This window comes from Actinokineospora sp. UV203, assembly GCF_056323665.1.
In genome coordinates, this window is sequence record NZ_CM150484.1 from 6,206,228 (window position 1) to 6,220,792 (window position 14,565).

21 protein-coding genes and 4 tRNA genes are annotated in these 14,565 nt (G+C 68.2%); 15 read left to right on the forward strand and 10 right to left on the reverse strand.

The window, feature by feature from the left end:
- Positions 1 to 46 precede the first annotated feature (46 nt).
- Complete coding sequence (locus ACUZ2Y_RS29920; RefSeq protein WP_476325180.1) at positions 47 to 1,183, forward strand: carboxylate-amine ligase; 1,137 nt, start codon at positions 47 to 49, stop codon at positions 1,181 to 1,183.
- Between the two features lie 14 nt (positions 1,184 to 1,197).
- On the opposite strand, the gene ACUZ2Y_RS29925 is transcribed toward ACUZ2Y_RS29920, so the two are convergent.
- Both ACUZ2Y_RS29925 and ACUZ2Y_RS29930 read right to left on the reverse strand, forming a co-directional pair.
- On the reverse strand, positions 1,198 to 1,758 hold the full coding sequence (locus tag ACUZ2Y_RS29925; protein WP_476325182.1) for a YdeI/OmpD-associated family protein: 561 nt from the start codon (positions 1,756 to 1,758) through the stop codon (positions 1,198 to 1,200).
- 1 nt (position 1,759) lies between these two features.
- Positions 1,760 to 2,176 carry a VOC family protein gene (locus ACUZ2Y_RS29930; protein ID WP_476325184.1) on the reverse strand — a complete coding sequence of 139 codons (417 nt, stop codon included), beginning with the start codon at positions 2,174 to 2,176 and terminating at the stop codon, positions 1,760 to 1,762.
- Between the two features lie 92 nt (positions 2,177 to 2,268).
- Between ACUZ2Y_RS29930 and ACUZ2Y_RS29935 the strand changes: the two genes are divergently transcribed.
- Positions 2,269 to 3,210: a helix-turn-helix transcriptional regulator gene (locus ACUZ2Y_RS29935; RefSeq protein WP_476325186.1), complete on the forward strand. Its 942-nt coding sequence runs from the start codon at positions 2,269 to 2,271 to the stop codon at positions 3,208 to 3,210.
- Positions 3,211 to 3,240: 30 nt separating this feature from the next.
- Here ACUZ2Y_RS29935 and ACUZ2Y_RS29940 read toward each other — a convergent pair whose 3' ends face one another.
- Positions 3,241 to 3,528 carry a hypothetical protein gene (locus ACUZ2Y_RS29940; RefSeq protein WP_476325188.1) on the reverse strand — a complete coding sequence of 96 codons (288 nt, stop codon included), beginning with the start codon at positions 3,526 to 3,528 and terminating at the stop codon, positions 3,241 to 3,243.
- Between the two features lie 88 nt (positions 3,529 to 3,616).
- Positions 3,617 to 4,564, reverse strand: a complete 948-nt coding sequence (locus ACUZ2Y_RS29945; RefSeq protein ID WP_476325190.1) for a hypothetical protein — start codon at positions 4,562 to 4,564, stop codon at positions 3,617 to 3,619.
- A 404-nt stretch (positions 4,565 to 4,968) separates the two neighbouring features.
- On the opposite strand from ACUZ2Y_RS29945, the gene ACUZ2Y_RS29950 reads away from it, so the two are divergent.
- The 9 genes from ACUZ2Y_RS29950 to ACUZ2Y_RS29990 all read left to right on the forward strand — a co-directional run bounded on the left by ACUZ2Y_RS29950 (position 4,969) and on the right by ACUZ2Y_RS29990 (position 8,892).
- Positions 4,969 to 5,442: an RNA polymerase sigma factor gene (locus ACUZ2Y_RS29950; protein ID WP_476325192.1), complete on the forward strand. Its 474-nt coding sequence runs from the start codon at positions 4,969 to 4,971 to the stop codon at positions 5,440 to 5,442.
- Positions 5,439 to 6,029: a hypothetical protein gene (locus ACUZ2Y_RS29955; RefSeq protein WP_476325194.1), complete on the forward strand. Its 591-nt coding sequence runs from the start codon at positions 5,439 to 5,441 to the stop codon at positions 6,027 to 6,029. Before ACUZ2Y_RS29950 ends, ACUZ2Y_RS29955 begins: the two co-directional genes overlap by 4 nt.
- Positions 6,030 to 6,148: 119 nt before the next feature.
- Positions 6,149 to 6,625, forward strand: a complete 477-nt coding sequence (locus ACUZ2Y_RS29960) for an Asp23/Gls24 family envelope stress response protein (RefSeq protein ID WP_476325196.1) — start codon at positions 6,149 to 6,151, stop codon at positions 6,623 to 6,625.
- Positions 6,626 to 6,653: 28 nt separating this feature from the next.
- Positions 6,654 to 6,947: a hypothetical protein gene (locus tag ACUZ2Y_RS29965; RefSeq protein ID WP_476325198.1), complete on the forward strand. Its 294-nt coding sequence runs from the start codon at positions 6,654 to 6,656 to the stop codon at positions 6,945 to 6,947.
- 3 nt (positions 6,948 to 6,950) lie between these two features.
- Entirely contained in the window at positions 6,951 to 7,187 is a 237-nt protein-coding gene (locus tag ACUZ2Y_RS29970; protein WP_476325200.1) for a hypothetical protein, read from the forward strand.
- A gap of 26 nt (positions 7,188 to 7,213) precedes the next feature.
- Positions 7,214 to 7,390 carry a hypothetical protein gene (locus ACUZ2Y_RS29975; RefSeq protein WP_476325201.1) on the forward strand — a complete coding sequence of 59 codons (177 nt, stop codon included), beginning with the start codon at positions 7,214 to 7,216 and terminating at the stop codon, positions 7,388 to 7,390.
- Complete coding sequence (locus ACUZ2Y_RS29980; protein WP_476325203.1) at positions 7,387 to 7,758, forward strand: Asp23/Gls24 family envelope stress response protein; 372 nt, start codon at positions 7,387 to 7,389, stop codon at positions 7,756 to 7,758. The genes ACUZ2Y_RS29975 and ACUZ2Y_RS29980 overlap by 4 nt, the downstream gene beginning before the upstream one ends.
- A gap of 4 nt (positions 7,759 to 7,762) precedes the next feature.
- Positions 7,763 to 8,302 (forward strand): DUF6286 domain-containing protein, encoded by a 540-nt coding sequence (locus ACUZ2Y_RS29985; RefSeq protein WP_476325205.1) that lies wholly within the window; start codon positions 7,763 to 7,765, stop codon positions 8,300 to 8,302.
- Positions 8,299 to 8,892, forward strand: a complete 594-nt coding sequence (locus tag ACUZ2Y_RS29990; RefSeq protein WP_476325206.1) for an alkaline shock response membrane anchor protein AmaP — start codon at positions 8,299 to 8,301, stop codon at positions 8,890 to 8,892. The genes ACUZ2Y_RS29985 and ACUZ2Y_RS29990 overlap by 4 nt, the downstream gene beginning before the upstream one ends.
- A gap of 555 nt (positions 8,893 to 9,447) precedes the next feature.
- Here ACUZ2Y_RS29990 and ACUZ2Y_RS29995 read toward each other — a convergent pair.
- The 4 genes from ACUZ2Y_RS29995 to ACUZ2Y_RS30010 form a co-directional block, all read right to left on the reverse strand.
- Positions 9,448 to 9,522: transfer RNA gene (locus ACUZ2Y_RS29995), tRNA-Val, on the reverse strand.
- A 1-nt stretch (position 9,523) separates the two neighbouring features.
- Positions 9,524 to 9,595, reverse strand: a tRNA-Cys gene (locus tag ACUZ2Y_RS30000).
- 84 nt (positions 9,596 to 9,679) lie between these two features.
- Positions 9,680 to 9,752: transfer RNA gene (locus ACUZ2Y_RS30005), tRNA-Gly, on the reverse strand.
- A 124-nt stretch (positions 9,753 to 9,876) separates the two neighbouring features.
- Positions 9,877 to 10,302 carry an SsgA family sporulation/cell division regulator gene (locus tag ACUZ2Y_RS30010; protein WP_018687187.1) on the reverse strand — a complete coding sequence of 142 codons (426 nt, stop codon included), beginning with the start codon at positions 10,300 to 10,302 and terminating at the stop codon, positions 9,877 to 9,879.
- A 377-nt stretch (positions 10,303 to 10,679) separates the two neighbouring features.
- Here ACUZ2Y_RS30010 and ACUZ2Y_RS30015 point away from each other — a divergent pair, with 377 nt between their 5' ends.
- Positions 10,680 to 11,090, forward strand: coding sequence for a TIGR02611 family protein (locus ACUZ2Y_RS30015; RefSeq protein WP_476325209.1), 411 nt, complete (start codon positions 10,680 to 10,682; stop codon positions 11,088 to 11,090).
- Between the two features lie 49 nt (positions 11,091 to 11,139).
- Positions 11,140 to 11,211 (forward strand) — tRNA-Val (locus ACUZ2Y_RS30020).
- Positions 11,212 to 11,227: 16 nt separating this feature from the next.
- On the opposite strand, the gene ACUZ2Y_RS30025 is transcribed toward ACUZ2Y_RS30020, so the two are convergent.
- Complete coding sequence (locus ACUZ2Y_RS30025) at positions 11,228 to 12,379, reverse strand: tyrosine-type recombinase/integrase (protein ID WP_476325211.1); 1,152 nt, start codon at positions 12,377 to 12,379, stop codon at positions 11,228 to 11,230.
- A 146-nt stretch (positions 12,380 to 12,525) separates the two neighbouring features.
- On the reverse strand, positions 12,526 to 13,005 hold the full coding sequence (locus ACUZ2Y_RS30030; protein WP_476325213.1) for a helix-turn-helix domain-containing protein: 480 nt from the start codon (positions 13,003 to 13,005) through the stop codon (positions 12,526 to 12,528).
- 159 nt (positions 13,006 to 13,164) lie between these two features.
- On the opposite strand from ACUZ2Y_RS30030, the gene ACUZ2Y_RS30035 reads away from it, so the two are divergent.
- Together ACUZ2Y_RS30035 and ACUZ2Y_RS30040 are read left to right on the forward strand one after the other, a co-directional pair.
- A complete protein-coding gene (locus ACUZ2Y_RS30035; protein WP_476325215.1) occupies positions 13,165 to 13,347 on the forward strand; it encodes a hypothetical protein in 183 nt (60 codons plus the stop codon).
- 364 nt (positions 13,348 to 13,711) lie between these two features.
- On the forward strand, positions 13,712 to 14,437 hold the full coding sequence (locus tag ACUZ2Y_RS30040) for a nucleotidyltransferase domain-containing protein (protein WP_476325217.1): 726 nt from the start codon (positions 13,712 to 13,714) through the stop codon (positions 14,435 to 14,437).
- Positions 14,438 to 14,565: the final 128 nt, after the last annotated feature.

The window sequence follows — 14,565 nt, forward strand, 5'->3', positions numbered from 1 at the left end:
CACGACCGCGGCGACTTCGGCGCCAGCGCGAAAGTCGGGTGTGACCATGCGATCTCTCGCTCCCTGTCCCTCCGTGGGGGTGGAGGAGGAGTTCTTTCTCGTTGACCCCGCAACCGGGGCGTTGCTCCCATACAACGTGGCCGTCGCCGAATCCGCGCGCCTGCACGGCGTCGAACTGGACCTGGAACTCCTCGGCGCCCAAGTCGAGACGAAGACAACGGTCTGCTGGAGCATGCGCGAGGTCCGCGCCCAGGTCTTGACCACCCGAGCCGCCGCGGCGGCCGCCGCCGTCCGCTCGTCGGCCCGACTCGTCGCCACCGGAGTCAGCCTCGGTGACGACCGCGACCAGCCGCTGACCGACAAGCACCGCTACGAGCGGATGGCCGACGTGTTCGGCCCCTTGGCGCGCGAACACGCGGTGTGCGGCTGCCACATCCACGTCGCCGTCCCCGACCGGGAGACGGCCGTGCAGGTGAGCAACCACCTGCGCCCTTGGCTCCCGATCCTGCTCGCCTTGACCGCCAACTCCGCGGTCCACCGCGGCCGCGACACCGGCTACGCGAGCTGGCGCTCGATCATGTGGTCCCGCTGGCCCTGCGGCGGCCCACCCCCGTATTTCACCTCGGCCGAGCACTACGACTCACTGGTCGCGATGATGATGGAATCGGGCGCCGTGTTAGACAAAGGCATGGTGTATTGGGACATCCGGCCGTCACACCACCTGCCGACGGTCGAGGTCAGAATCAGCGACGTCCCGGCGACGGTCGACGAAACCACCTTGCTGGCCGCGCTGGTCCGAGGCTTGGTCGCCACCGCGATCCGCGCCACCCAGGCAGGCACCATGGCACTGCCCGTACCCCCAGAAGTCCTCCGCGCCGCCTATTGGCGAGCCGCCCGCGACGGCATGGAGGGCACAGCGGTGGACGTGGCCACCGCGCAAAGGGTCCCACCGAACCGGGTACTCACCATGCTGATGCGCTACATCCGGGACGAACTAGAGGAGTCCGGCGAACGCCAACAGGTGGAAAAGTTGCTGCGAAAAGTCCTGACCCAAGGCAACGGCGCCACCTGGCAACGCCGAACCCTCGCCGAACACGGCAGGCTCAGCGACGTCGTCGCGGTCGCCGCCCGCCGAACCCTGCAGGGCACCTCCCCACGAACCCCTTTGCGCTCAATGTCCTAGGCGCCCGGCAGCGATCACCCGCGAGCCCGAACACCCGGATGATCGGCCCGAATATTCACCGCCGCCAACTCAACCGCCCGCTCGATCCGCCGCACCCTCGTCTCCACCTTCTTGGCTCCACCAACCCATTCCACAATCAACCGCTTCGACGATGGCGGAAACTTCTCGAAGTTCTCCCGAGCGGCCGCGTTCCGATCGAGCGCTTCAAGCAGCCCCGCATCCGAGACAACCTCCCAAGTCCCATCAGCCTTGGCCGAGTCGATCACCGCCTGTCCCCGAGCGGTCATCTGCCCCGATGAGATCATCGCCGCCGCGCGTTCACGGTTGACCTGGCTCCACGTGCTGCGCGGTCTGCGTGGCGTGAACCGGAGCTGGGAACTGTTCGGGTCGCGCTTGCGGTGCAGGCCGTCGATCCAGCCGAAGCACAGCGCCTGCTCGATCGCCTCGTGGTAGCGCGGGCTCGGCGTGCCGCTGTCCTTGTGGTGGATGACCAGCCAGACCTCGGTCTCGGACTCGCTGTGCTCGGCCAGCCACGCCCGCCACTCGGCGGCACTGCTCGCGGTGAAGGTGGTCATCTCAGGCCTCCGTCCGGGAGTCGAGGATGTCCAGGTAGTGCTTGTTGAACATGACGCCGAGGATGTTGCCGAACGGGTCCACGACGGACGCGGTGACGAATCCGGGGCCGCGTTCGGTCGGCTTCTCGTGCCCCGTCGCCCCGAGGGCCAGCAGCCGGTCGAAGCTCCCCTGGACGTCGTCGACGTGCCAGTACGTGATCGGACCCGCCGCCACGTCCGGCTTTGGGCGCACGGCGAACCGGCTGTCGACGATGCCGAGTTCGTGCTGGTAGTCGCCGACGCGGAACTCGACGTACACGGGCTTTCCGTCGACCGGGCGGGCGAAGTACGGCTCGACGCCGAGCAAGTCGGTGTACCAGGCCACGGCGGCCGGGACGTCGTCGGCGAAGAAGTTGACGGTGGTGAGTCCTCGCAGCATCGGTGGTTCCTTCTCTCTGAGTCGGTGACAAGGACCATCCTGACGCTTAAAGTGCTCACCAACTGAGCACTTTGTCGGAGAAGGTGGGAGACATGCGCGCTGACCGTCTTGTCGCCACCCTCTTGCTCATGCAGTCCCGCGGCCGGGTGACCGCCGCCGAACTGGCCGAGGAACTTGAGGTGTCCGTCGCCACCGCCCGCCGAGACCTGGAGGCGCTGTCCGCGGCGGGTGTTCCGGTGTACCCACAGCCCGGCCGCGGCGGCGGGTGGTCGCTTCTCGGCGGTGCCCGGACCGACCTCAGCGGCCTGTCCGCCACCGAGGCGCAGGCCCTGTTCCTGCTCGTCGGCCCGGCTGCCGCCGTCTCCGACAAGGCGAAGGCGGCACTGCGCAAACTGGTCCGCGCCCTGCCGTCGACGTTCCGCGCCGAAGCCGAGGCCGCCGCCGGCGCCACGATGATCGACCCGACCAGATGGGGCGAGCGCGATCGGCGCCGACCGGAGATGGTCGACCTGCTGCAGTCGGCTGTGGTCCGCGGCCGGAAAGTCCGCCTGATCTACACCAGCGGCACCCGCGAGCGGTCGGAGCGGCTGATCGATCCGTGGGGCTTGGTCGACAAAGACGACATCTGGTACCTGCTGGCGGGCACCGAACGCGGACAGCGGACGTTCCGAGTGGACCGGATCGTCGAGGCCGACCTGACCGACCAGCCTGCCGAACGCCCGGACGACTTCACCCTCGCCACCGCGTGGGACAAGGTCGTCGGCGAGGTCGAGCAACGGCGGTCCCGAACCTGGGCGACGGTGCTCATCGAAACCCGGTTCGTGCCGATCCTGCGAAACCACTTCGGCCGCCACTGCGAAACCGAAGCCGAACTGGACGACGGCCGCTCCAGGGTGCGGATCGCCGCACCGACCCCGGTGGATATCGCCCGAAACCTCGCAGGCTGGGGAACCCAGGTCGACGTCGTCGAACCACCAGACGTCCAGGCCGAGTTGGCGCGGATCGGCACGGAACTGGCCGGTCGCTACGCCTGACCGGTCGTCAGGGCGAGGACGCAGGTCCGGCTAGAACAGGTCCAGGCTGTAGACGACCTGAGCGGCGCCCGCCAGTGCGATGACCGCCGCCGCGACCCGCCACTTCGGTGCCTTGTCGGCCTCGGTCTCCCACTGCATGACCATCTTCCACCCGATGGCGATCGCGGCGAGCCCACCTGCGATACCGCCGAAGTTCAGGTGGTTGTCGACGGTCTTCACGCCGTTGACCACGACCTCCTGGCTGGCCCCGATGAAGATCACATACGGGAGCAACGCGCACACGAGGCCGCCGATCAAGAGCTTGAGTTGCCTGTTCATCCCCCTGCGACGCTCGGATCCGACGAACGGTTCCCCGACTGCGACGAGGTGGGCATCGGCTGAGGCCGTTCAGCCACTCCCCGGGGGATCAGCCGACCGGCACGGTGATCGGGTGCTGCGGTCGCGGACCGCCAGGCGGCGGGGTGGGTGGGGTCGTCATGAGTTGTGCGGCGATCTCGGCCGCACCGGGGCAGTCCGGGGCTCTCACCCGGATGATTCGCTCGGCGAGGTGGGGAGCATCGAGTCCGGATGGCCCCGCGGCCCAGGTGTACTCACAATCCTCGCCGGTGGCGTACACGGAGACAGGGCGGCCTGCGAGCGAGTCCGCACGGGAGCCATCGGCCGCCGCGGCGAAGGTGTCGTAGGCGACCTGCACCGAGTACACCTCAGCCCAGCCACCCGCGATCGCCTTGGTCGCCTGGCAGCGGTCGAGCCCGAAATTCACCTCGTCGAACCGCAGGCTCAGCCCGTCCAGCTTCGTCCCCGCGGCCTGCAGCAGCGAGCAGGCGTCATGCTGTGGTCCTGGCGCCACCGCGGCCCCCGGGGCGCGCAGCGACGTCGCCGCGGTGCGGGCCGCGGCGGTGGCGTCGTCGCAGCGCCGCTGTCCCGGCCGCGTGGACTCACGGCCGACGCCGGACATTTTGATCACCAGGTCGGCGCCGACCGGGAGGTCCACCACACAGACGCTGTCCAGCGACTTGCGCCAAGCCCGAACGCCGTCGAGATCGAGTTCCTCCGGTGGGTAGGACTGGCGGCTCTTCGGGTCGGAGTAGGCGCCGATCACGATCAGCACATGGTCCTGGCCGTCGGCTGCTTCGAACCGACACCGGTGCGGCCCCAACCGAACCGGGGTCAGGCCGGTGGGCGCGGCCATGGCGCAGGGGTCGAGCGGTCGCAGAGCGGCCACCACAGCGGCTGGATCACGACCGTCGAGACCCACGGGCGCCTCGGGTCGAGCAGGCGCGGGCGCCTCGCCCTGGGTACAGGCGGTCGCGAGGGCCGCAACCAGGCTGAGCAAGATCACGGTGATGCGCACCGCGCAAGGCTAGACCGGCGCGGCGAAACCAGGCGTGGGTTCACGGATTTCGCCCTGGCTCTGGCGACCTTCGGTGACGGGGTGGTGTCGCCTCGGCCTTCTCCGCGCCGGATGGCAGGCGGTGAAGGTAGGTGTCCACGCTCAACGGCTCATCGGGCGCGGACACGGTCGGCGAGACCGAGGAGCTCGCAGGCGGGCGGTCACCAGCCGGATCGTGGATGCTGAGGATGTCGGTGGCAGCGTGTCCGCGCTTTCCGTTGTGAGCGGGTCGGCGCGGATGGTGCGGGCCGCGGGTGGAGAGGCGGTGATGCCTTACGACCAGTGATGAGGGGCGGCTGGTCCTGTCCGCCCGGGCGGGCGACGCCGGCGCGTTCACCGTGTTGGTTCGTCGTCATTCCGCGCGGATGTATCGGGTCGCGCTGGGGATCGTGGGTGACCCCGTGGACGCCGAGGACGTGGTGCAGGAGGCGTGGATCACGGTGTGGCGCACGCTGCGGGGGTTTCGGGGCGAGTGCGCGTTGTCGACGTGGTTGTACCGCGTAGTGGTCAACACCGCGTTGCGGCTGCTGCGGCGGCGGGGGCGCACGGTCTCGCTTGACGCGCTGGTCGATCAGGGCGGCAGGCTGCCCGCGGGGCTGGTCAGTGACACCAGTGGGAACCCGGACGCGGTCGCTGTGCGGCGTGATGAGGTGGCGGTGGTGCTGGGCGCCATCGGCGCTCTTGAGCCGTCGCAGCGGGTGCCGCTGGTGCTCCGGGAGCTGGAGGGGATGTCGTATGCGGAGGTGGCCGCGGTGCTGGGGGTCAGTGTCGGGGCGTTGCATTCACGTCTGCACCGCGCCAGGGTTGCCCTGCTCGCCAAGCTGAAGGAGCTGCGATGAGCGGCCAGGATCACCGTCCTGAGGGCGCCGACCTCAGCCGCGAGCTGCCGTGCGGGACAGGCTCGGCGAGCTTGCTGGCGCTGGTCGCCGACGGTCCGGCCGCGAGCGCCGAGCTGGCCGCGCACACCCGGGCGTGCGGGCACTGTGGGGCTGAGCTCGAGGTGCTGTCACGGCGGTGGCGGCCGGTCCGGCACGCCGCGCAGGATTCGCCGCCCACACCTCCCGACCTGGTGGCGCGGGTGCTGTCCACGCTGAGCGGGCTGCGCGGCCTGCAGCACTCCGCGCCGGTCGAAGTGGCCCAGGACGGTGGCAGGCTGCTGGTGGCGGAGCGTGTGCTTGTCCTGCTGGCCAGAATGCTCGCCGCCGACCTCGCGGCTGAGAGCGGCGCCGCGCGGATCGGGGCGGTCTCCGCCGACGACGGCGTTCTGACTGTGCGCATCTCATTGCGCTACGGCGGGTCTGGCGCGGAGGTGGCGGCCGCGCTGCGCGAGCGGGTGAGCGCGGGGCTGGCCGAGCACCTGGAATCAGCCGTGCCCGCCGTGCGCGTGCTCATCGACGACGTCCATCGGGGTAACCCATTCGGGTGACCTTGCGACAGATGACCGGCATACCGGGCATCTGACTGATGAGGGCCTGCCACAGCGAGCTTGGAGCAGCTGCTCGCCAGGCGTCCGTCACCAGACTCGCAGGGGAAAGGAAGACTCCGATGACACAGCCGAAGAACGACACCTCCGACACCGCCGCGGTGGCCCGGTCGGGTTCGAGCGCGGCCCCGGCCAGGTTGGCCGATGAGGAGTCGAAGGGCAAGACCACGATCGCGTCGATCGTCGTGCAGCGGATCGCCGGGATGGCCGCGCGCGAGATCACCGGTGTGCACGCGCTCGGCGGCGGGGTGTCCCGCGCGTTCGGGGCGATCCGAGAACGCATTCCCGGCGCGGGCACCGCGTCCACCTCGGGTGTCGCGGTCGAGGTCGGGGAGAAGCAGGCCGCGATCGACCTCGACGTCGTCGTCGAGTACGGCGCGGGAATCGTGGAGCTGGCGCGCGCGGTGCGCCGCAACGTGATCACCGCGGTGGAGCGGATGACCGGCCTGGAAGTGATCGAGGTGAACATCGCGGTCAACGACATCCATCTGCCCGAGGACGACACCGTCGACGAGCAGGCCGAGCCGCGGGTCGAATGACCGGGCCCGGCCGTGGAGGAGAGCGATGATGACCGCGGGTGAGCCCGGCGAACTCGCCGACGCCATCGCGCGGGTCGTGCTGGCCCATCCGGCGGTGGCGCGGCTCGACGACGGCCAGTTCGGCGTCATCGCGACGCCCGTGCCGGGCAGGCGGGTGGTCGGGGTGAACGTCGCCGGCGGGGGCCGACCGGTCGAGATCGCGGTGGTCGTGCGGATCGGCCACCCGCTGCCCCAGGTGATCGCCGAACTTCGCGAGCGGGTCAGCGGGATCGCCGGTCCGGTCCCGGTCGACGTGACCATCAGCGACGTGGTGCTGGAGTGACCCATGGGTGAACCCGACCTCGCTCGGGCGGCCTACCTGGCGTTCGTGCGCGAGCACCATCCCGACCGCGGTGGCGAGGCGGACGCCTTCGTGGTGGGTCTCGCCGCGCTGCGCGCGGCTCGCATCCCGGACCGCTACGACGCGCCGGTCGTGTTCGCGGTCCGCAGCCGCGGGCCGCACGCCATCGCCTGCCGGATCCGCCGGTGGCTCCGCCGATCCCGCAAGTCCCGAGTTCGGTAGCCGGACACAAGCAAGGAGCGAACCAGATGAACGCGACCCAGACCGGCATCCTGGCCGGGCTCGTACTCGGCCTGGCGGCCACCCAGGGCTTCACCGCTTTCCTCGTCACCTTGGCCGTCGGATTCATCGGGCTGGTCGTCGGCCGGGTGATCGACGGCGAGCTCGACCTGAGCACCGTCTTCGGGCGGGGCCGAGACCGGTGACGCCCCAGAGCGCCAAGCTGAAGCGACCGCCCGAGGATCGCGGCACCCTGCGGATCGCCCCGGTCGTCGTGCGCAAGATCGCCGAGCGCGCCGCCGACGAGGTGCCCGGCACCGCCCGGGCGCGGCCGCGAGTCGCGGGCGTCGGCATCGGCTCGCCCGGAGCGCGCGTCCAGGTGAGCGGTGACGGCCACACCTTGGACCTGGCCGTCGACCTGGCCCTGCACTACCCGGCCGCGATCCGCGACGTGGTCGACCGGATCCGTGCCCGGGTGACCGGCGAGGTCGCCCGCACCACCGGCTACCGGGTGCGCTCGGTGGATGTCACGGTCTCCGCGTTGCTGCCCGACGTCCGACCACGAGTGGAGTGAGCCGATGCGGATCCTCGTGCGTGTCCTCGCCTGCCTGTTCGGGCTCGCGATCGCGGCCCTCGGCGCGGTGCTGCTCGTCGAGGTCGCCTGGGCGTGGCTGCGGCCCGCCGACGATGCGGTGTTGGTGCCGTGGGGGCGCTGGCGCGAGCACCTCAGCGGGCTGCCATGGCACAGCACGACCGTGCGGGTGACCGCCGGTGTGCTGCTCGCCGCGGGGTTGCTGCTCCTGCTGATCGCCGCCACCGCGCGACGCCGCGAGGTGCGGCTGCGCGAACTCGCCGCCGAGGTCACCGTGGTCATCTCCCCAAGGTCGCTGGCGCGCATCGTGGGCAGGCGAGTCCGGGCCGAGGACAACGTCACCTCCGCGTCGGTGACCGCCACCTCGAAACGAGTCAGCGTTCGTGCCACCAGCGGTCTGATGTCCGAAGCCCAGCTGTCGCCCCACCTTCTCGACGTCGCCAAGTCCACAGTGGACGAATTGCCGCTGGCGCAGCCGATTCGCGTGGGCGTCATCGTCATCTCACCGAAGGACCGCCGCTCATGAGCAGCAACGCCACCGCCGCGCTCGCCCGCTCCTACCGCGGCGAACGAGCGCTGGTCTCGGTCATCGGAGCACTCGCCGTCCTCGCGGGAGCCGCTGCCCTGCTGATCGGCTCCGGCAGCCTCGGCCGGTTCCGCGCCGCACTGCCCGTGCTGGACCCCACCGTCATGGACTGGCTCGCCCGGTTCGACACGGTCGCGCGTCTCGGCGCGATGCTGCTCGGCCTGGTGCTGTTGGTGCTCGGCCTGGTGTTCTTCATCCGGCCCCTGCGCCTGGAAACCCACCCCGACCTGGAACTCGACCACACCACCAGGAAACACCTCACCGTGACCGCCAAGGCGATCGCCGCCGCGGTCCACGCCGAGGTCGAGCGGATCGACGGAGTGAGCCAGGCGAGAGTGCGCACGGTCGGTGACCAGGGGAGCCCCGCCCTGCGCCTGAACCTGTGGCTACGCGAAGACTGCGACGTCAACACCGTATGGCACGAGCTGAGCGCGGTGCTCGACAAGACCAAGACTTGCCTCGGCATATCCTCACTGCCCACCGCCGTCCGGCTGGAACTCGCCGCCACCCCGCGGCAACGGGTTCGCTGACGGGTTCCAGGGCGGCAGGCTGGGTGCGGTCAGGCGCAGGATCGTCATCGGCCGACTCTCGCGCGCGAGTTCGACACTGACGGCCGCGCGGTCGTAATGTGGGAGCTGTGAGCGGCTACGACCTCTCCGGTGTCTCGCTGCCCCGCATCCAGCACGCCTTAGGCCACGCATGTCCATGTCCCCAGGCGGCACAAGGACTCCTGGCCGCACCACGAGCTTGAATGCTGATCTGCGCAGTGCTGTAGAGGACCAGGATCGCCCACGCAACCTCGGCACGAATTGATGTCGGCCCAACCCTCAATGGCACCGGCGTACGCGCTGTAAAGGTCGGTGCCCACGCCGGCAGGCGGCAGAGTCGAGTCCCTCAGCTTGGCCGCGCTGCTCCGAGCCCACCCGACTTGGCATCGAATCTTCCGCTCACAGCACTAGGCCTTTCAGAAGCCCGAACCGCTCGACGCCATCGCCATTTAGGCCATCGCCATTTCGTCGCCATGTCAACGCAGAAGCCCTCCCCCTCGCGAAGAGGGGAAGGGCTTGTGACCTGCGTAAATACGCTGGTGGGCGATACTGGGATTGAACCAGTGACCCCTACCGTGTCAAGGTAGTGCTCTCCCACTGAGCTAATCGCCCGAGGCGGAGACGGGAATCGAACCCGTGTACAGGGCTTTGCAGGCCCTTGCCTAAGCCACTCGGCCACTCCGCCATGACAGAACTGTCCGATTGGACCACTCCGTCAGAACCTCGAAAGGGTCTTTCGAGTACCGGCGCAGAGGCCGATCGACTTGCGAGCGGACGACGAGATTCGAACTCGCGACCCTCACCTTGGCAAGGTGATGCGCTACCAGCTGCGCCACGTCCGCAGTCCCAAATTTTCGGTACTGTGGGCCGTTGTTCGCGCCCTGTTCCCTCCGTTTTGGTACGAGTGGAACTCTATCGGACGCCTCTTCGACCTTCCAAATCGGGGGTCTGCTTCGGCCTGTTCCCTCAGGTCAGGTCGGTGGAGATCAAGTGCGTGAGCGCCTCGTCGACGTCGACCCAGAGGTGTTCGTTGCCTGGGACGACGACGTCGTAGGTGCGGTCGAGGAAGTCGGCGAGCTCCTGGGCGGACGCCTCGAACACGGCGTGGCCCGAAGGGGAACTCAGCTCGATCACCACGACCTCGGGGTCGTCGACCGCCGGGCGGATGCGGACGTCGCCGTCGCCCGCCTCGGCGATGAGGCCGTCAGCCAGGAGGTCGCGCGCGAAGACCCACTCGACCCAGCCGGCGCGGCCGGTGCGGAACGCCGCGACGACGGCGTACGGGTCACGCGTGTCATAGCGCAGCTCGACCTTCACCGGGACCGCGGGGGTCCTCGGCGCCAAGAGGTCGAACACCGCTGTCGACCGAAGCGTGACATGATCGTTTCGCATCGTCGCTACCCTTCTGCTCCCTTCCCAGTCAAACGACTGAGTCCCTTCTATGTGACGCTCCAGCACGACGTTTAGGACGCCGGATGGAGCTTTGTCACCCATCTGGGCCACTGTCGTTCGCGCAGGGCGGTCGTGCCGCTTCGTTCGGTTACGAAATTTGTCGAGGCCTCTCCATACTGGCTGGTTTTCGGCCGAGGTGGTAGCGCCCGACACCTGATTGTTGGCGGACTGACAATTCCCAGTTTTCGAATGTGTGGCTGACCTGCGCCTCGCCAGAACCTTGTGGTCAGAACCACGTCACCGCAGGTCACGCGCGTCACCCTGCCGACCCGCGAAGCGTCTTGCACACTGAGGCCGCGACCGGAAAGGTGAATCATGTGACGAGCGACACTCGCGAAGACGGCCCGATGCGCCCCGACTGGGCCGACCGCAACGCCACCACCCGCACGATCTGGCGGGTCGGCGTCGGCGTCATCGGCGGGATTGTGCTGATCGCGGGCATCGTCATGATCCCGTACCCCGGCCCCGGCTGGCTGGTCGTCTTCGGCGGCCTCGCGATCCTCGCCATCGAGTTCACCTGGGCCCAGCGAGTCCTCGCCTACGCCCGAGGCAAATACGACGCCTGGACCGACTGGCTGCGCCGCCAGCACCTGGCCGTCCGGATCCTCATCCTGCTGCTGACAGGAGTGATCGTGGTCGTCACCATCTGGCTGCTGAACGGATTCGCCCTGATCGGCGGCTGGGTCGGCATCGACTGGCCCTGGTTGCGATCCCCGATTTTTGGATGATCCACCCGACCCTGTAATGTCTACCCCAACGACGCGGCCCAGCCGCGGCGGGCGATTAGCTCAGCGGGAGAGCACTTCGTTCACACCGAAGGGGTCACTGGTTCGATCCCAGTATCGCCCACAGTGAGTTTCTGCAGCTAGACGGCCTGCCGGTGATCTTCACTGGTGGGTCGTTTTGCTGTTGTGGGAGCAGATGGGGAGCAGGGCATGGTGACCACATCCTCGTTTCCTATGTGGTCAGCCCAATTCCAGGTGCCGTAGGTGTCCCAACGCGCCTGCAGCGCCGTGAGCGTCGCGTCGATCATCGGTCGGGTCACGTGGGAGTAGAGGTCGGACGCGTCGTTGGCTTTGTGGCCCATTCGCTGTAGTTGGACCACGCGTGGGACGTGGTCTTCGATGAGCCAGGTCTTGTGGGTGTGGCGTAGGTCGTGGAAGTGCATCTGGGTCTGCAGGGGTGCCCAGCCGGAGTCTTTGTCGCCGGCGAGTGCGGGTTGCCAGTGGCGGCGGCGGAAGTTGGAGCGTCGAAGGAGTCCGCCGTCGGCTCCGGTGAACACGAACTCGCGGTGGCGTTCGTGGTCGCGGTGGTGGGTGAGTAGGTCTGTGAGGAACGGCGGTAGGTGGATGGTGCGGATGCTGGCCGGGGTTTTGGGTGGGCCGAGTTCCAGTCCGTTGCGGGTTTCGTGCAGGGCGCCGTGGCGGGGGTCGATGTCGATTCTGGGTTCGTCGTCGAGGTGGGTTTTGTCCCATCGAAGTCCGGCGAGTTCGCCCCAGCGCATGCCGGTGTAGGCGGCGGTGATCGTGAGCAATGCGAAGGTCGGGGGCATTCGGGCCGCGATGGTGTCGACCTCGTCGGCGGTGGCGTGGGGTCGTTCCGGGCGGTCGGCGAAGTTGAGACGAAGTTTCCGGCACGGGTTGGCGCCGATGAGCCCTTCGTCGACGGCTTCACCGAGAATCATGGAGAACAGGATGATGATGTCCTGGACGCTTTTCTCGGCGAGAGACGCTCGAAGGGTCTTGTTCGCCCACCCTTTGACCAGCATGCGTTGGATGTCGCCGAGAGCCGTACCGGTCCAGCGGGGCAGGATGTGGTTGCGGATGTGCGAGTCGTAGGTCGACCACGTCGTGGCGCTGACGTGGTGGGCCTGTGACCAGGTCCTGATCCACTCGTCGATGGTGGTCTGCGCGAGGCGGGGATCGACGAACCGCTCTCGTCGTTGATCGGATTCGACATCGGTCGCCCGATTTTCCGCCGCCTCTCGCGTGATGAATCCGTTTTCTGTGTAAAGCATTCCGTCGGGAAGACGGTAACGGACACGGAAACCGTCTCCCCGTTTTTCCACCCAGGCCATAGTGGGCCACCTTTCGTGCAGGTTTCATCGCATATGGGACGACGATATTCACGCTCCGTTTTCCGGGAAACGCAAGCCAAATGTGTTCACCGGTCGAAACGCCGGGGTTCCGTGCTGCCGATGGCACTCCGGCGGCGCGCGTGAGTCGGGCGCGCAGCGCGAATCGGGCGTGTCGGCGCTGCCGCCGGTTGGGCTCCGGCGGCGGCGATCTCGTTGAGATCACTCTGGGAGAAGCGCAGGTGCTTGCCCAGGAACGTGCAGGGCACCTCCCGGCGGGCGGCACGGCGTCGCAGCCACGATTCACGAACTTGCAATGCCTCCGCCGCTTGGGCTGGAGTGAACAGCAGTTGTGCCGGATTGGCCGCTGTTTGTGCCGTGTCCGACGGTCTGCTGGAGGGTGGTTCGCCCGTGCCCTGACGGCCGTCGGGGTCTCGGTGCGGCGAAGCCCAAGACATGGTCGACGGGTGCGACCGGTGGGCAATGGGCGAGTCAGGACACTTGGCGGGCGGCTGAACGGGGACACCGTCGCCGGAGCGCATCTGTGCACGGTGGGGGATGGGCTTCATGCCGCCATCCGTTCTGAAAGAACCCGATCGGAGGTGAACCGCGCGGGAGCACGTGTTGCGGCGTGTGTCTGTTGGGCAGTCAGTCCCACCCGAAGTCGCAGGTACCAGTCAAGGGCAAAGCGCAGGCACTCGCTGCGGGGGGTGGGGGAGCAGCCGGAGATGTATCGCCCGCGCAAACTCCACGATGCCGAGTCGCTGCTGGAGATTGCGTCGGCGTCGCGCGCCCGGTTCGCCATCACCACCGAGCCGTCGTACGCGGCCGACACCGCAAGGCCCCGCCAGAGCCCACGCCTCGCCGTGATGGGCAAGCGTTGCGCCGTCATGCCGCGCGCTCCTCATTGACCGGTTCGCCGGAGCGGCACGACCAGGGTGAGCAGTCGTCTGGATCCCCCTCCGGATCCCCGTCCGCGGTTGCCGTCGAGGCGGTGATCAGCCGCAGGTGTCGCTTCGCGGGAACGGGTGGATCCAGGTCGACTTGGTCGAGGGGTTGGCAGGAGCGGTGCAGGAAGTACTGGCCGCGCAAGGGTTGTCCTTGTGCGGTGGCGTGGGGATGGCCGTGGCGGATGGCTTTGTCGAAGGCGACCGCGTCGGCCCACCCGTCGGGGTCGTTGTCGCGTAGCCATTTCCAGCCCGCGCGACCGTGAAAAGGGCAAGTTATTGCGAATATTCGGTAACGCTTGACGGCGGCGTGGAGGATGCTGTGTGAATGGAGGCTGTCCGCGCTGCCCGCGACTTCGTCGTTGATCGGTTTCCCGACGCGTTGGCCGCGGTGCTGGGTGGCAGCGCCTCCACCGAGCGTCGAACCCCGTTGTCGGATCTCGATGTCGTGGTAATCCTCAGCGGCCTGCCCGCCCCCTTCCGCGAGACGACCGAACACGATGGCTGGGTGGTCGAACTGTTCTGCCACACCGTCGAGTCGTTCGTGGCCTTCGTCGAGCGCGAGACCGCGGCCCGCCGTTCTCCGTTGCTGCACATGTGCGGTGAGGGCGTACTGCTGCTCGACCAGGACGGCCTTGGACGACGAACTCAGGAGGAAGCGTCTGCACGCCTTCAGGCAGGGCCACCTCCGCTGTCCACGAACGAGTTGGAGGACCGCCGATACCTGATCACCGACCTGCTCGACGACCTTGCCGGATCGTCCGATCACGAGGAGTCGATCTTCATCGCCAATCGGTTGCTGACCGTGGTTGGCGAACTGATCCTCGCCATGCAGCGGTGCTGGCAATCGCACGGCAAGTGGCTGTTGCGTCGCCTCCGCGACGCCGATCCGCAGACCTGCGAGGACCTCATTCTCGGCTACCGACAACTGGTCGGGGCAAGGGACGCGACTATGTTGCACCAGGTCGCCGCCTCTGTCCTCGACCGAGCCGGGGGCCGGATGCTTACGGGCTATCGCCGAGAGGCACCCACGCAGGCACTCCGTCATACGTAGCATCGCGGTCGAGCTCGCGGTTGCCCTGTTCATGACCTCACCCCCGTGATGCCCAAGGTCAACGGCTGGCCGGTTGGTGCGGCGTAGGGTGTCGTCGCGCTTGGCTCGCAGGAAGGTCCAGGTGATGT